Genomic DNA, 14,772 nt, shown 5'->3' with positions numbered 1-14,772 from the left:
CCTCAGGTCGCTTCCTGAAAATCCATCTCCGGCGGCTGCCGCCGAAAGCCGCCAGTGAGCACCGCCAGATACACCACGCCAATCGCCAGCCAGCTCAAGCCCAGATACACCGCCAGATGATCAAGGCTGACCATCAGCCACACGTCCGCCAGCAGCCCGATGAACGGAAAGATCAGAAACAGCACCAGCTCACGCGGGCCTTTTTTCTCTCCACCGATCCAGTAATGAAAAATCACCGACAGGTTGACCAGGCTGAACGCCAGGAACGCACCGAAGTTGATGAACGAGGTTGAGGTGGTCACATCGAGTTTCAGCGCCAGCAATGCCACGACCGCACACAGCAGGATGCTGTTGACCGGCGTGCCGAAGCGCGCATGCAAGGTGCCGAAAAACGACTTGGGCAACACGCCATCGCGCCCCATGGCAAACAGCAAGCGCGAACCGCTGGCCTGGGCCGACAGCCCCGAGGCGAACTGGCCGACGATCAGGCCGATGAGGAAGATCGAGACGAACAGGTCGCCGCCGATGTTGCGTGCGATTTCATAGGCCGCCGAGTCGACGCTGTCGAACTGGAACGATGGGTGGGCGATCTGCACGAAGTACGACACACCGACGAAGATCAGCCCGCCGATCAGGGTGATCAACATTATCGCCCGTGGAATGGTGCGGCGTGGGTCGCGGGTTTCTTCGGTCAGCGTACTGACCGCGTCGAAGCCGAGGAACGAATAACAGGCAATCGCCGCGCCGCTCATGATCAGCGGCATTTGCATGTCACCGTTGAAGAACGGTTTGATCGACCACAACGGCGTGCGCGCATCACCGCCGACGTAGTGCACACACAGCGCGACGAAGGCGATCAGCACCAGAAATTGCACCAGCATCAGCAAGGCGTTGATGCCATTGGCCAGTTTCAGGCCAACGATGTTGATCGCGCTGGTGATGCCGATGAACGCCAGTACCCAGATCCACTGCGGGATCGAGGGGAATGCCGAAGCAAGGTACGCCGCGCCGATCAGCCAGATCGCCATCGGCAGAAACAGGTAATCGAGCAACACCGCCCAACCGGCGATGAAGCCGAGCCTGGGGCTGATCGCCTTGCGCACGTAGCTGTAGGCGGAACCGGCGACCGGGAACGCGGCGGCCATACGCCCGTAACTCATGGCGGTGAAGAACATCGCCACCAGTGCTGCCAGGTACGCAGCCGGGACCATGCCGGCGGTGGATTGCGCGAGGATGCCAAAGGTGCCGAGGACAATGATCGGCGTCATGTAGGCGATGCCGAACAGCACCACCGACCCTAGTGACAGGGTGCGTTGCAAACGAGCCATGGGCGACTTACTCCGAATGTTATTGGATTTATGGCAGAGCCGAGTTCGGCGAATGTTTCGGGTGTGGCTTTGTTTTTTTTGATCAAACAGTTGTGTGGTCTGGGCTGGCCTCTTCGCGAGCAAGCTCGCTCCCACAGGGGGACGCGGTCAATGTGGGAGCGGGCTTGCCCGCGAAGGCGTCAGTCCGACCGACACAGAATCCCGATCAGCACGCAGGAATCAGCAACTCACGCAATCCGCACGCGTGCTCCACCACCTCCCCCGGCAGCTTCAACCGCTGATCATCCAGATAGTGGTAATCCTGGCGCGCGACCTGCAACCGGTCGAAATCCAGTTCGACGCTGAACGTCCCTTCTTCGCGCCCCGCCTCGAACAGCAACGTCCCCAGCGGATCGACCAGCGCACTGCCGCCGGCAAACATCAAGCCGTCATCCCCGGCCTCGACACGATTGACCATCAGCGCAAACGCCTGGTTTTCCTGAGCACGGGCCATGATCGCGGTGCGGTGAGTCGGGGCATACGGGTCCATGTTGCCGTTGGTCACGATCAGCAACTCGGCGCCCAGTTGCGCCAGTGCGCGGGCGGACTCCGGGAACTCGATGTCGTAGCAGATCAGCAAGCCGACGCGCACACCGTTCCACTCGCAGGTGGCGTAGCGGTCGCCGGCCTCGAACACGCCGCGATCCGACGCCCAAAGGTGGGTCTTGCGGTATTTGAGGGCGATGCCTTCGGGGGTGATCAGCAGCGTGGTGTTGTAGAAGCGACCGTTGTCGTTCTCGGCCATGCCGATCACTACGGCGAGGTTGCGCTCGCGGGCAGCGGCCAGCACCGCGCGGACGGTCGGGCCATCCAGCGGCTCGGCGATCTGTGCCACGGTGTCGGCCGTCGGGAAGCCCATCAGGTGGGTTTCCGGGAATACGATCAGTTGCGTGTCGGCACCGCACGCGGCAATCGCCGCGAGGGCGCGTTCGAGGTTGTATGCGGTGCCATTGTCACGGCCCGCCAGTTGGGCGAGTTCGACTTTCATTGCGAGTCCTTGTGGTCAGGGCCGGGCGCTGAAAGATTGCCCGGTGGCTGTCTGTGGGCCAGTATGCGCAGCAAGCAACCGGCAGGGAATCACGCGGCCGGGGTAACCCGATAGGGGTAGATTCATGACCGTTTCGTTTGATGACATCACTTGGCACCGCGCCGTCGGGCAGTTGATCGACGCGCTGGACAAGCCGAATTTCTGGGCACAACTGGTGCGTCTGCTCGACCAGTACGTGGCGTTCGATAGCTGGGTGGTGTTGCTGTTCAGTGCCGATCAGCACCCGCAAGTGTTCGCCGAATGCCCCGCCGAGGACGGCAGTCCCGACCCGTTGTTTCAGGATTATCTGCGCGGGTTGTATCTGCTCGATCCGTTCTACATCGCCTGCCGCGAGCAGTCGCGCACCGGGCTGTATCGCCTGTCGGAGGTGGCACCGGAGCATTTCGAGCTGACCGAGTATTACCAGCGATACTTTCGTCTGAATGTGGTCGCCGACGAAATCCAGTTCAATTGCCAGCTCGAAGGCGAACGCACGTTGTGCCTGTCGCTGGGCAGTGAACAACGTTTCACTGGCGAACAGATTGCTTTGCTGTCTTTGATCCAGCCGTGGGTGCTGGGTCTGTTGCGCCAGCGCCTGCCGTACGAAATCAACGAAACCGTGGCCCTCGCTGCCGCGCCTGCACCGGCCGACTGGCGGGTGCAACTGGAAGCATCGGTGCAGCAACTCAAGGGCGCGCAACTGACTGCCCGGGAACTGGATGTCGGGCGTTTGATGCTCAGCGGTTGCTCCAGTAAAGAAATCGCCCGTAAGCTGGAAATCTCCGTAGAAACCGTGAAAGTCCATAAGAAACACATGTACAGCAAGCTGGGGATCAAATCCCAGTCGGAGCTGTTTTCGATTTTTCTCCAGGCGCAGAACGCCTGATAACGCGTGGAAATGCTTTCCTGTGGGAGTTGATTTGTGGTGAGGGGATTCATCCCCGATGGGCTGCGCAGCAGCCCGAAGTCTATGCATGCGGTCTTTCAGTTACACCGCAGTGAATGGTTTTGGGGCGGCTTCGCCACCCATCGGGGATAAATCCCCTCACCACAATAAATCTCATCAACAGGCCCGCCTGCTGCCACAGGTTTGCAAACCATTGAGTCCGAACCAAGGAAACCGTATGAGCCTGTCACTCCTGAGCCGCTACGCCTTCTTTGCCGTCTGCGTGATCTTCACCCTCGCCAGCCTGCCCTTTCTCGAACACGACTGGCTGTGGCCGATCACCGCGGTCACCGGCGTGCTGAGTCTGCTCGGTCTGTTCGACCTGCTGCAGAGCCCGCACGCGGTACGCCGCAATTATCCGATCCTGGGCAACATCCGCTATCTGGTCGAAGGCATCCGCCCGGAGATCCGTCAGTACCTGCTTGAATCCGACAGCGACGCCCTGCCCTTCTCCCGCGCCCAGCGCTCGCTGGTCTATTCGCGGGCGAAGAACGAAACCGCCGACAAACCCTTCGGCACGCTGATCGACGTCTATCAATCGGGCTTCGAATTCATCGGCCACTCGATGCGCCCGGCGCCATTGAGCGACCCGAGCAGTTTCCGCGTCACCGTCGGCGGCCCGCAATGCACGCAGCCGTATTCGGCGTCGGTGTTCAACATTTCGGCGATGAGCTTCGGCTCGCTCAGCGCCAACGCCATCCGCGCGTTGAACCAGGGCGCCAAACTCGGCAACTTCGCCCACGACACCGGCGAAGGCAGCATCAGCCCGTATCACCGCGAACACGGCGGCGACCTGACCTGGGAACTGGGCAGCGGTTATTTCGGCTGCCGTACCAGCGATGGCCGTTTCGACCCGGAACGCTTCGCCACCCAGGCACAGAATCCGCAGGTGCGGATGATCGAAATCAAGATGAGCCAGGGCGCCAAACCCGGCCACGGCGGGATCCTGCCCAAGCACAAGGTCACTCAGGAAATCGCCGACACCCGCGGCATCCTGATGGGCGAAGACTGCATCTCGCCGTCACGCCACAGCGCGTTTTCCACGCCGATCGAAATGATGCAGTTCATCCAGCAACTGCGCGAACTGTCCGGCGGCAAACCGGTGGGCTTCAAGTTCTGCCTCGGGCATCCGTGGGAGTTCATGGGTATCGCCAAAGCCATGCTGGAAACCGGCATCCTGCCGGACTTCATCGTGGTCGACGGCAAGGAAGGCGGCACCGGCGCCGCGCCGGTGGAGTTCACCGACCACATCGGCGTGCCGATGCGCGAAGGCCTGCTGTTTGTGCATAACACGCTGGTCGGCCTGAACCTGCGCGACAAGATCAAGCTCGGCGCCAGCGGCAAGATCGTCAGCGCGTTCGACATTGCCAGCGTGCTGGCCATCGGCGCCGACTGGGCCAACTCCGCGCGCGGCTTCATGTTCGCCATCGGCTGCATCCAGTCGCAAAGCTGCCACACCAACAAATGCCCGACCGGCGTCGCCACCCAGGACGCCCTGCGTCAACGCGCCCTCGTGGTCCCGGACAAGGCCCAGCGCGTCTACAACTTCCACCGCAACACGCTCAAGGCACTGGCAGAAATGTTGGCGGCGGCCGGTCTTGAGCATCCATCACAACTGTCGGCCAAGCACCTGGTGCGGCGCATGTCGGCGACCGAGATCAAGCTGTTCTCGCAGCTGCATGTGTTTCTCAAGCCAGGTGAGTTGCTCACGGGCGAGGTCAATGGCGAGTTCTACTCGCGGATGTGGCAGATGGCCCGGGCTGACAGTTTCGAGCCGCAGGAGGTGGCCGCGGCTTAAGGCCACCGGTCGCGAATGACGCGGTGTTGACGCTGAACAGGTAGGCCGCCGCCGAGCCGCTCCACAGCGTCTGCCGCGTTTGCCAATCGCCGCTGAACAGGGTGCGGAAGTGATCGGGCGATTCCAGCGGTATCCACCAGACTCGGTGCCGGCGGCATTGCACCAGCGCCGGGTCATGGAAATAGATCCAGCGCCTGGCGATCGGGATCAGCGCGTAGCCACCGCGAACCGAGGAGGCGAGGAACGCCGGGAACGCCGTGCGCACATGAAACCGCGGCTCAATGGCGCTGTTGTTGTAGTAGAGAAACGGCAAGTACGAAATCAGCGAGTCGAGGACGATGTCATCGCCGGGCTGGGCCTCGCGTTCGATCTGGCTGGCCAGCCCATCCAACCGGTAGTCCCGGCGCATCTCGGTGCCATCCATGCCATCGGTCTGGCGATAGACCATCGCCAGACCGTAGCATTGTCCGACGACCACCAGCACGAACAGCGCCATGGCCGGGCGCGGGTATCGGCGTGCCACCGAGTCCAGTGCCACGGCGATAAGCAGGGGGATGCCGGGGGCCGCGAACACCAGATAGCGCGCAAGAAACAGCGGCATGAACAGCGCCAGGACAAACAGCGAGATCGTCGGAATAAAAAAATAGCCGAGCAGCAACGGCCGGTAACGCCGTTCGCCGATGCCTTGCGCCACGATCAGCGTTGCGCAGAGCACGATCAGCAGCAAAGGCGCCAGCCGCCACCACGACGCGGGTGCCACGCGCGGCTCCATCAACATGAATTGCCAGGGCAGCCCCAGTGCAGCCTGCACGGTCACAGGCTCGATCCACGCCGCGACACCGGCGGACAACTGTTCAAGCAGATTCGGCAGCCACGGCACAAACAACAGCACAATCGCCGCGTTGGCCAGGCACCACGCGCGGGGTGAAAGGCTCGCGGCGTGATCCGCTCGCGCCCGCCACCAGAACAGCCAGTGCACCAGTACGCAGCCCGCGGCGAAATAATGCGTGTAAAACGCCGCGCTCATCAGCAACACGTACAGGCACGGCCAGCGTTTTTGCCCGGGTGTCCGCGCCCAGCAGACCAGCGCCACGGTCGCGGCCATCAGCCAGAATCCGAGCAGGGTGTACATCCGCACTTCCTGGCTGTAGCGCACCGAAACGGGCAGCAGCGCCAGCAACAGTGCCGCCATCCAGGTCGCCCGCCGCGTGGCCACCAGGCGCATCAACTGGATGCCGAGCAACACGCTGCCAACGTCCGCCAACACGCTCAAGCCCCGTGCCGCCCCGGCAGAATCGCCCCAGGTCATGCCCCAGTAATGCAGCAACACGTAATACAGCGGCGGATGCACATCCAGTGCGGTCAACGCCCAGATGCGCGCCGGCGTTTCTCGAGCCAGCAGCACACTGTAGGCCTCGTCATACCAGATCACGGGGACAGTAATGGAGTAGAACCGCACACACAGCGCGATAATCAGAACTGTCGCCAGAGCCAGCTGATCGGCCCGCACTGAAACATTCGCGTCTTTGAAAAAAGGTGCGGCTACCCAGAGTTTCATGTCCGTTGTCCTCGAAACAGCACGAACCGGAAAAAGCAGTACCCCAACATCAGGTTCAGCGCGGTAAACACTGTCACCGTCAGCAGCCCGCCCCAGTCGCGCGTATCGGCAATCGCGCCGATACCGAAGCTTGTGCCCCCCATCAGTGCGATAAACAGCACGTAGCCGAGCACCCATGTCTTGCTGTCAAAGGTGTAAAGCAGGTTCACGTAAAACGAGAACGCCGCCGCCACGCAGAATGCGCCGAAGTTACTGGCTGCCTGGGTCAACCCGATGGCGCTGCACAGGACGAAAAAAATCTGCCAGTGGATAAGTGCATCAGCGATGCCAATCACTGTCAGCGCAGGAAATCCTTTCATTACGGTTCCTTGCCATGGCTTGGTCCGGCTGACTTTCGAAGCTAGGGCAAGGCGCTTGAGTGGTCTACTGTCAGAAATTACAGGTGCGGGATGGATTGCGACGGTCGGTCAGGGTTACCACTGCAGCACCCTGCCGTGAGGCGGTTCCTTCATGACGATGAAACCGTAATCGCCAATCAGGTAAATCCGGTAATACAGGCTGTCCACCAGCGCTGGAAAACCCTGATAACCGACGCGGGTGGCGTTGCGCCGCTCGCGTTCGGCGACCACGTTGGTGATGCCTGCTGACGGCAGATTTTCCGCGAGCATGAAGTAGTCGACGTTGAGTAGATAGTGCAGCACCGGTAGCCGTTTGAATGAACCGGTCGCACTGACCAGCCAGCGATCGGAGTAGCTGACTGAGAGGTAAATCCGCTTCGCTTCACGCAGCTCGCGATGGGCGGCGATGTCGTGGCTCAGGCTGTACAGCGCGCTGTTGGCAAAGGTTTTCTGCAGGCTCAGCACCCGGCCATAGGCGAAGGACAGCGAGAGTGTCGCCAGCAGCGGGATGATCAGCAGCAAGGGCAAGCGGCGGTGCCCGGACGCCAGCGCAACGTGCGCCAGATAGAACAGCCCCAGCAGTAACACGCCGAACTCCATCAGGGTCCGCGCGCCTTCATTGAAATCCCGAAACAGCAGGGTGATTCCGGGCACCAGCCAGACCAGAACGGGCAGCGTGAGCAAACACAGCAGCAGGCTTGGCCAACGGCGTTGGCGGCCCCGAACCAGATGCAGACAGCCCACGAATGCACACAACACCAGTGCCACGAAAACCCAGACGTAGCCGCCGTGAAACAACAGTGCAACGTTCTGCAGCACCCGAGAGAAATTGATGCCGATCTGCAACAGCGGGTGGGTGTCCAGGTTCAACAGATCCGTTCTTCGTAACGTCTCCATGAACGGATAAGCCGTGACGCTATAGATCAGGATGCCGAGGCCCGCTTGTGCGAGCTTCCAGCCCAGCATCCGCAGGATTTGCGGCCACTGCATTTGCCGCTGAACAGCCCTGATCAACTCGACACCACACAGACCGAAAAACACATTGAGGCTGATCTGATACAGCCCGATCGCCAGCGCCAGCAACGCCGCCGGTACCAGCCAGCGCGGTACCCGCGATGAACCTTCGAACGTGATGGCGTAAATCACCGCGACCATGCTCAAGGCCATGATCGGGCCGTCGTATTGATAGGACAGGTTCTGCAGCAGAAACGGGTTGTACCAGAGCGGCAACGCGACCAGGCAACAGGCCAGGGTCGGTTCGACAAAGTAGTGAATGGTCAGCCGAGTCAGCGCCAGACTCATCGCCACGACCGCGAGCAACAGGGGTAACGGGTAGATGTTCGGTGCCGCCCCGGTGAACGTCAGCGCCTGATAAAACCAGTCGGCAAACAATCGGCCCTGCCCGGCCCAGGCATTGGCGGCAGCCAGCGTACGCCAGTTGTCGTCGATGTAAGGAAAGTCAGCGAGGATCAGCGGCAGGACGTACAGCGCGCTGGCAAGCAGGAAGAACAGCACGACTTGCCGCTGACTGAGCTCTCGCTCGAGAAATGCGCTCGCCCTCATGTCTGCGCCTCGGTTACTGCCGCGCGGGATTGCTGAGTGATACAGATTTGAGCCTTGCTTCTGGGTTTGTATCGCTCTTTCAGACCGGCGGTAAAACGGCAAAAGATCGCAGCCTGCGGCAGCTCCTGCACGGGAAATGTATCAACCCTGTAGGAGCTGCCGCAGGCTGCGATCTTTGGCTTTTGCTATCGCCTACATCAAGTGGCCGAACGCACCGCGCCCTGCGTTTCACCGCTCGGTTGCAACTTGAACACGTAGAACAACACTGTCAGCAGCACCAGGAACGCCGGCCCCACGTACAGTGCCACACGGGTGTCAGGGAAATACGCCATCAGGCCGACCACCAGCACCAGGAACGCCAGCGCGAAATAAGAGCTGACCGGGTACAGCCACATCTTGTATTTCAGCCCGGCACGTTCGCTGGCGCTCAAACCTTTGCGGAATTTCAGTTGCGCCAGCAGGATCATGACCCAGGTCCAGATCGCGCCGAAGGTGGCAATCGACGTCACCCAGACGAAGACTTTCTCCGGCACCAGGTAGTTGAGCAGCACACCGATCAACAAGGCGAAAATCGACAGCAGCAACGCCCGGCGTGGCACGCCGTTGGAGGTCTTGGCGAATCCGGCCGGGGCCTGGCCGTTCTGCGCCAGGCTGTAGAGCATGCGCCCGGTGCTGAAGATACCGCCGTTGCACGACGACAGTGCCGCCGTGATCACCACGAAGTTGATGATCCCGGCGGCGGTCTTGATGCCCAGACGTTCGAAGGTCATCACGAACGGGCTGCCTTGAGTGCCAATTTCGTTCCACGGGTAAATCGACAGGATCACGAACAACGCGCCGACGTAGAACAGCAGAATGCGCCAGAACACCGAGCCGATCGCATCGGGAATGGTCTTCTGTGGGTTCTTCGCTTCACCGGCGGTCAGGCCGATCATCTCGACACCGAGGTAGGCGAACATGACCATTTGCAGGGACATCAGCACCCCGGTCACACCGTTGGGCATGAAGCCGCCGTGAACCCACAGGTTGGAAATCCCCAGCGCCACGCCGTCGTTGCCGAACCCGAAGGCAATGATGCCGACGCCGCCGATGACCATGGCGATGATGGTGACGATCTTGATCAGGGCGAACCAGAACTCGAACTCACCGAAGGCCTTTACCGCGATCAGGTTGATCGAGCCCATGCTGACCAGCGCCGCCAGGGCCCAGATCCAGCGCGGCACATCAGGGAACCAGATGCCCATGTACACGGCGACGGCGGTGATTTCCGCGACGCAGGTCACCAGCCACAGGAACCAGTAGTTCCAGCCGGTGAGAAAGCCCGCGAGCGGGCCGAGGTAATCCTGGGCATAGCGGCTGAACGAACCGGCCACCGGGTTGTGCACGGCCATCTCGCCGAGGGCGCGCATGATCACCAGGATCGCCAGGCCGCCGAGAATGTAGGAGAGCATGATCGCCGGACCGGCCATTTCAATGGCCTTGGCCGAACCCAGGAACAGGCCGACACCGATACAGGCGCCGAGCGCCATCAGGCGGATATGCCGTTCACCGAGTTCGCGTTTGAGCGGGCCGCCGTGAGCGGTCTCGCCATGGGGCAGGTGATTGCCGACTGGCATAGGGATACAACCTCGTCTTGTTATTGGATATGACCGCCGAGTGGCGAAGCGTCGACCGATAGGCCTGAACTTCCCGAAACCGCGCCGGCCTCGTGGGCAAACGCGTCTCGCAGGTCCCGACCTGCAAGATCAGCGGGGGCGTGCAGTATAAAAAGCTTGTGACAGGGCTTTTCACTCTATAAGCCCTAACATTTAGCGGGAAATCTCGGCATTCCGCCGGTTTACGGAGAGGCATTACCTAGACTCCGTAGGATTTTTCCCCACTAAAAAGGCCAGCGAGTATTGCACAGCATTGGTGCATCGTCATGCCCTTGTGGTGAGGGGATTCATCCCCGAGGGCCTGCGCAGCAGGCCCAAGCTATTCAAAATCTGATCACCCCAGGTAAGGGCCGCTTCGCGACCCATCGGGGCGGTGCGACGTTTCGCTGAATCCCCTCGCCACAGGTGACTTCAATTTTCCCAACCCCACCTGAAAAACGAAAATTCCTACGGCATTTACAGATCTCCCAAGAGCAATCCGCCGCTAGCCTTCAGACCTTGATTACTGAACGCAGGGAGCGAACATGCCAGTCAAACCAAATACCTACCGTCTTCGTTTAGGCCGACATTCCGAAACAGGCCGAGCCTATTTCGTCACTTCAGTTGTGTATGACCGCCAGCCGGTATTTTCCGACTGGCGCACAGGCCGTTTATTGGTTGCAGAGTTTCGCCATGCCCATGAACAAGGCTTAATAGAATCCATTGCGTGGGTGATCATGCCTGATCACTTTCATTGGCTGATGCAGTTGAGCAGCGGCAGTCTGGGCGCTGTTGTTGGCGCGGTTAAGGCGCGTTGCACCCAAACCGTTAACAGAAAAACCGGTCGTCGCGGCCGATTGTGGCAAACCGGTTTCCACGACCGGGCAATTCGTGACGGCGAAGACTTGAAACCGTTCGCCCGTTACATCATTGCCAATCCGCTACGAGCAGGATTGGTGGAGCGGATTGGCGATTACCCGCTTTGGGACGCCTGCTGGCTCTAGGTCCGTTACCGAAGCCCAATCATGGTGATTTATCCGAGGTAAGGGGATTTATCTGTGTTTTGGAGGTTATCTGTGGTGAGGGGATTTATCCCCTCACCACAGATAACCTCCACTCAAAACAGCCACCGACTTCAGTTTTGTTCAGATGACTTCCCCGCACATTTTTTTCCCCATCACCAACCACCGTCTAAGCTTCAGTCAAGTCCGATCAATCTGCGTGAATGGATCAATCGACTATGGGCGCTTTGTGGCAAACCGATTCGAGTAAAGCCGTGGTTCCGACTGAACGTGTGGATGAAGCGCCGGTCCCCCCTAAAAAACGCCGCAACCGGCATGGCTGGAAGGCGTTCTGGTTATTGCTGCTGATTATTGCCATCGTCGTGGGTCTGGCCGCGAGCAAGGAGATGCGCACCTCGCGTTTCCAATCCCGGGAGCTGAGCCAGTACGCGGCGTCGCTCAAATATCAGCTGGAACCCGGCCCCAGCGAAGCGATCCGCTATCCGGGCAACGGGCCGTTCGATCTGCGTCTGGGCTACAGCTCCCTCGATGAATTCTTGCCGCGCCTGCTCAAGCGCGACTACGTGATCACCGAGCAGACGCGGTTTTCTCCGGCGCTGCTGAGCTACACCGACAAAGGCCTGTTCGTGCCCTATTCGGAAAAGATCCAGGCTGGGCTGTCGATCACCGATTGCCGCGCTGCGCCGTTGTATCAATACAAGTATCCGCAGCAGCTGTATTCGAGTTTTGCGGCCATTCCGCCGGTGGTGGTCAGCAGTTTGCTGTTCATCGAAAACCGCTTTCTGCTCGATCCCAAACAACCGCTGGCCAACCCGGCGGTGGACTGGCCGCGCTTCGGCATGGCCGCCTGGTCACAGGTGGCGAAGTTGCTGCACCTGCCGGGGCAATCGGCGGGCGGCAGCACTTTGGCGACGCAACTGGAGAAGTACCGGCACTCGCCCGATGGCCTGACGGTGTCCGGTGCGGAGAAGATCCGCCAGATGATTTCCGCCAGCGTGCGCGCCTATCAGCCCGGGCCGCAAACCCTCGGCGCGCGGCAGAACATCATCCGCGACTACCTCAACAGCGTGCCGCTCTCTGCCGTGCCGGGGCATGGTGAGGTCCATGGCATGGCCGAAGGTTTGCGGGTCTGGTACGGCAGCGATTTCAACCAGGCCAATGCACAGCTGAACAGCCCGGCCACCGACCCGAAAACCATGGCCGACAAAGGCCTGGCCCTGCGCGAAATGCTCTCGCTGATGATCGCCCAGCGCCGTCCTTCGCACTACCTGACCAAGGGCCGTGAAGAACTCGCCGACCTCACCGACAGCCACTTGCGCCTGCTCAAGCAGAACGGCGTGATCGACAGCGCACTGGCCGATGCCGCGCTGGCGAGCAAGGTCACTTACCGCGACTGGCAGACCCAGCCGACCCTCCAGCCGATCGAAACCAACAAGGGCATCAGCGTTGCCCGCAGCCGTCTGGCGACAATGCTCAATCGCCCGCTGTACGACCTCGATCGGCTCGACCTGTCAGCCACCAGCACCTTGCAGGGCGATCTGCAAACCCAGGCCACCGACTACCTGAAAAAGCTCGCCGATCCCGCGTTCGCCGGGCAGATCGGTCTGATTGGCGAACGCCTGCTCACCCCCACCAGCACCACCCAGGTGCGCTACAGCTTCACCCTGTTCGAACTGACCCCGGACGGCTCGCGGGTACGCGTGCAGACTGACAGCACCGATCAGCCGTTCGACATTAACGAGGGCAGCAAGCTGGAGCTCGGCTCGACGGCGAAAATGCGCGTGCTGACGACCTACCTGCAAATCATCTCCGAACTGCACGACAAGTACGGCGCCATGAGCGTGCCGGAACTGAAGAAAGTCGAAGTGCCGGATCAGGATCGTCTCAGCCAGTGGGTGATCGATTACCTGATCCAGAACAAGGATCACGACCTGTCGAAAATGCTCGGTGCCGCGCTCGACCGCAAATACTCCGCCAGCCCCGGCGAGGCGTTTTTCACCGGTGGCGGCCTGCATGTGTTCCATAACTTTCGCAAGGAAGACAACGGCCGCATGCCGACCTTGCGCGACGCCCTGCGCGAATCGATCAACCTGCCGTTCATTCGCCTGATGCGCGATGTGGTGCGCTACGTCACTTACTCCGGCCCCAACAGCAGCGCCGAATTGCTCAAGGACGACCGCGACCCGCGACGGCAGGAATACCTGGCCAGTTTCGCTGACCGCGAAGGCACCTCGTTCCTGCTCAAGTTCTGGAAGAAGTACAAGAACAAGGACACCCAGGCGCGCCTCGACACCTTCCTCGACAGCATGCGCCCGACGCCGATCCGCATGGCCGCCGTGCATCGTTACTTGCTGCCCAATGCCAGTCAGGAAGACTTCAACAGCTTCGTGCGCGCGCACCTCAAAGGCGCCAAGCTCACCGAAAAACTCACCGACGATCGTCTGATCCGGCTGTACGACGCCTACGGCCCCGGCACCTACGATCTGCCGGATCAGGGCTTCATCGCCAAGGTGCACCCGCTGGACCTGTGGTTGATGGGCTACCTGCTGCACAACCCGGATGCCACCTTCAGCCAGGTCGTCAAGGCCAGCCAGTTCGAGCGCCAGGAGGTCTACAGCTGGCTGTTCAAGAGCAAGCACAAAGGCGCCCGTGACAGCCGCATCCGTACCATGCTCGAAATCGAGGCGTTCCTCGAGATTCACCAGCGCTGGCAGAAAGTCGGCTATCCGTTCGACCATCTGGTGCCGTCGCTGGCCACCGCCATTGGCAGCTCCGGCGATCGCCCGGCAGCACTCGCCGAGCTGATCGGCACCATCCTCAACGACGGTGTGCGCATGCCGACCCTGCGCATCGACAGCCTGCATTTTGCCGCCGGCACGCCTTATGAAACGCGCCTGACCAACGACCCGCATGTCGGTAAACGGGTGATGCCGTCGGAGGTCGCAACGGCGATGCGCGAAGCCCTTTCGCAAGTGGTGGACTCGGGCACGGCGAAACGGGTGTCCGGCAGTTTCAAGACCGCCGACGGCACACCGTTGGTGATGGGTGGCAAGACCGGCACCGGCGACAACCGCATCGAAGCCATCGGCTCCGGCGGGCGGATCCTCAGTTCCAAGTCGATCAACCGCACCGCGACCTTCGTGTTCTACATCGGCAACAACCACTTCGGCACACTCACCGCGTTCGTCCCCGGGCGTTCGGCGGAGAACTTCAAGTTCACCTCGGCGCTGCCGGTGCAGGTGCTCAAGGGCATGGCGCCGATCCTTTCACCGTACCTGCAGCCGGGTACGCATACCCTGTGCCAGCCCGACCCGATGACCGCAGCACGTTAGGTTCGCTGCGGGGCGGTATTGGAGTATTTTTTGCCATTGAATTTCCGCTGTGTCGCGGCGTAAACCTGCCGTGCTTTCAACCTGTTTTTGCGCTTTTTTCGCGCCGGGTCATTTCTTAGTCTGATCG

10 protein-coding genes are annotated in these 14,772 nt (G+C 60.8%); 4 read left to right on the top strand and 6 right to left on the bottom strand.

Annotation, left to right across the window (positions count from 1 at the left end; all coding sequences use genetic code 11):
• Window positions 1–2 precede the first annotated feature (2 nt).
• Window positions 3–1,328, bottom strand: a complete 1,326-nt coding sequence (locus L6D63_RS08800) for an APC family permease (RefSeq protein WP_095668401.1) — start codon at window positions 1,326–1,328, stop codon at window positions 3–5.
• A 205-nt stretch (window positions 1,329–1,533) separates the two neighbouring features.
• Window positions 1,534–2,355, bottom strand: a complete 822-nt coding sequence (locus L6D63_RS08795) for a carbon-nitrogen hydrolase family protein (RefSeq protein ID WP_131671104.1) — start codon at window positions 2,353–2,355, stop codon at window positions 1,534–1,536.
• Between the two features lie 124 nt (window positions 2,356–2,479).
• On the opposite strand from L6D63_RS08795, the gene L6D63_RS08790 reads away from it, so the two are divergent.
• A complete protein-coding gene (locus L6D63_RS08790; protein WP_041068300.1) occupies window positions 2,480–3,280 on the top strand; it encodes a helix-turn-helix transcriptional regulator in 801 nt (266 codons plus the stop codon).
• A gap of 238 nt (window positions 3,281–3,518) precedes the next feature.
• Window positions 3,519–5,138 carry an FMN-binding glutamate synthase family protein gene (locus L6D63_RS08785; protein WP_131671103.1) on the top strand — a complete coding sequence of 540 codons (1,620 nt, stop codon included), beginning with the start codon at window positions 3,519–3,521 and terminating at the stop codon, window positions 5,136–5,138.
• On the opposite strand, the gene L6D63_RS08780 is transcribed toward L6D63_RS08785, so the two are convergent.
• The 4 genes from L6D63_RS08780 to L6D63_RS08765 form a co-directional block, all read right to left on the bottom strand.
• Window positions 5,059–6,696 carry a glycosyltransferase family 39 protein gene (locus tag L6D63_RS08780; protein ID WP_131671102.1) on the bottom strand — a complete coding sequence of 546 codons (1,638 nt, stop codon included), beginning with the start codon at window positions 6,694–6,696 and terminating at the stop codon, window positions 5,059–5,061. The genes L6D63_RS08785 and L6D63_RS08780 overlap by 80 nt on opposite strands.
• The gene (locus L6D63_RS08775; protein ID WP_131671101.1) at window positions 6,693–7,055 is read right to left on the bottom strand and encodes a GtrA domain-containing protein; all 363 of its coding nucleotides are present in this window, start codon (window positions 7,053–7,055) and stop codon (window positions 6,693–6,695) included. The genes L6D63_RS08780 and L6D63_RS08775 overlap by 4 nt, the downstream gene beginning before the upstream one ends.
• Window positions 7,056–7,169: 114 nt before the next feature.
• Window positions 7,170–8,657 (bottom strand): glucosyltransferase domain-containing protein, encoded by a 1,488-nt coding sequence (locus L6D63_RS08770; protein ID WP_131671100.1) that lies wholly within the window; start codon window positions 8,655–8,657, stop codon window positions 7,170–7,172.
• A 197-nt stretch (window positions 8,658–8,854) separates the two neighbouring features.
• Complete coding sequence (locus L6D63_RS08765; protein ID WP_047296264.1) at window positions 8,855–10,273, bottom strand: amino acid permease; 1,419 nt, start codon at window positions 10,271–10,273, stop codon at window positions 8,855–8,857.
• A 563-nt stretch (window positions 10,274–10,836) separates the two neighbouring features.
• On the opposite strand from L6D63_RS08765, the gene L6D63_RS08760 reads away from it, so the two are divergent.
• Complete coding sequence (locus L6D63_RS08760) at window positions 10,837–11,295, top strand: REP-associated tyrosine transposase (protein ID WP_095668394.1); 459 nt, start codon at window positions 10,837–10,839, stop codon at window positions 11,293–11,295.
• A 236-nt stretch (window positions 11,296–11,531) separates the two neighbouring features.
• The gene (locus tag L6D63_RS08755; RefSeq protein WP_131671099.1) at window positions 11,532–14,645 is read left to right on the top strand and encodes a transglycosylase domain-containing protein; all 3,114 of its coding nucleotides are present in this window, start codon (window positions 11,532–11,534) and stop codon (window positions 14,643–14,645) included.
• The last annotated feature ends 127 nt before the right edge of the window (window positions 14,646–14,772 follow it).

The sequence above is a fragment of the Pseudomonas parakoreensis genome (genome assembly GCF_021602155.1).
Taxonomy (GTDB): Bacteria; Pseudomonadota; Gammaproteobacteria; order Pseudomonadales; family Pseudomonadaceae; genus Aquipseudomonas; species Aquipseudomonas parakoreensis.
Note: the sequence above shows the minus strand (reverse complement) of the source record. Positions and strands in the feature narration are given on the sequence as shown.

Coding starts and splice junctions, on each gene's coding strand:
- L6D63_RS08760 (WP_095668394.1), top strand. CDS start 10,837: ATGCCAGTCAAACCAAATACCTACCGTCTTCGTTTAGGCCGACATTCC.
- L6D63_RS08770 (WP_131671100.1), bottom strand. CDS start 8,657: ATGAGGGCGAGCGCATTTCTCGAGCGAGAGCTCAGTCAGCGGCAAGTC.
- L6D63_RS08795 (WP_131671104.1), bottom strand. CDS start 2,355: ATGAAAGTCGAACTCGCCCAACTGGCGGGCCGTGACAATGGCACCGCA.
- L6D63_RS08755 (WP_131671099.1), top strand. CDS start 11,532: ATGGGCGCTTTGTGGCAAACCGATTCGAGTAAAGCCGTGGTTCCGACT.
- L6D63_RS08790 (WP_041068300.1), top strand. CDS start 2,480: ATGACCGTTTCGTTTGATGACATCACTTGGCACCGCGCCGTCGGGCAG.
- L6D63_RS08800 (WP_095668401.1), bottom strand. CDS start 1,328: ATGGCTCGTTTGCAACGCACCCTGTCACTAGGGTCGGTGGTGCTGTTC.
- L6D63_RS08775 (WP_131671101.1), bottom strand. CDS start 7,055: ATGAAAGGATTTCCTGCGCTGACAGTGATTGGCATCGCTGATGCACTT.
- L6D63_RS08765 (WP_047296264.1), bottom strand. CDS start 10,273: ATGCCAGTCGGCAATCACCTGCCCCATGGCGAGACCGCTCACGGCGGC.
- L6D63_RS08785 (WP_131671103.1), top strand. CDS start 3,519: ATGAGCCTGTCACTCCTGAGCCGCTACGCCTTCTTTGCCGTCTGCGTG.
- L6D63_RS08780 (WP_131671102.1), bottom strand. CDS start 6,696: ATGAAACTCTGGGTAGCCGCACCTTTTTTCAAAGACGCGAATGTTTCA.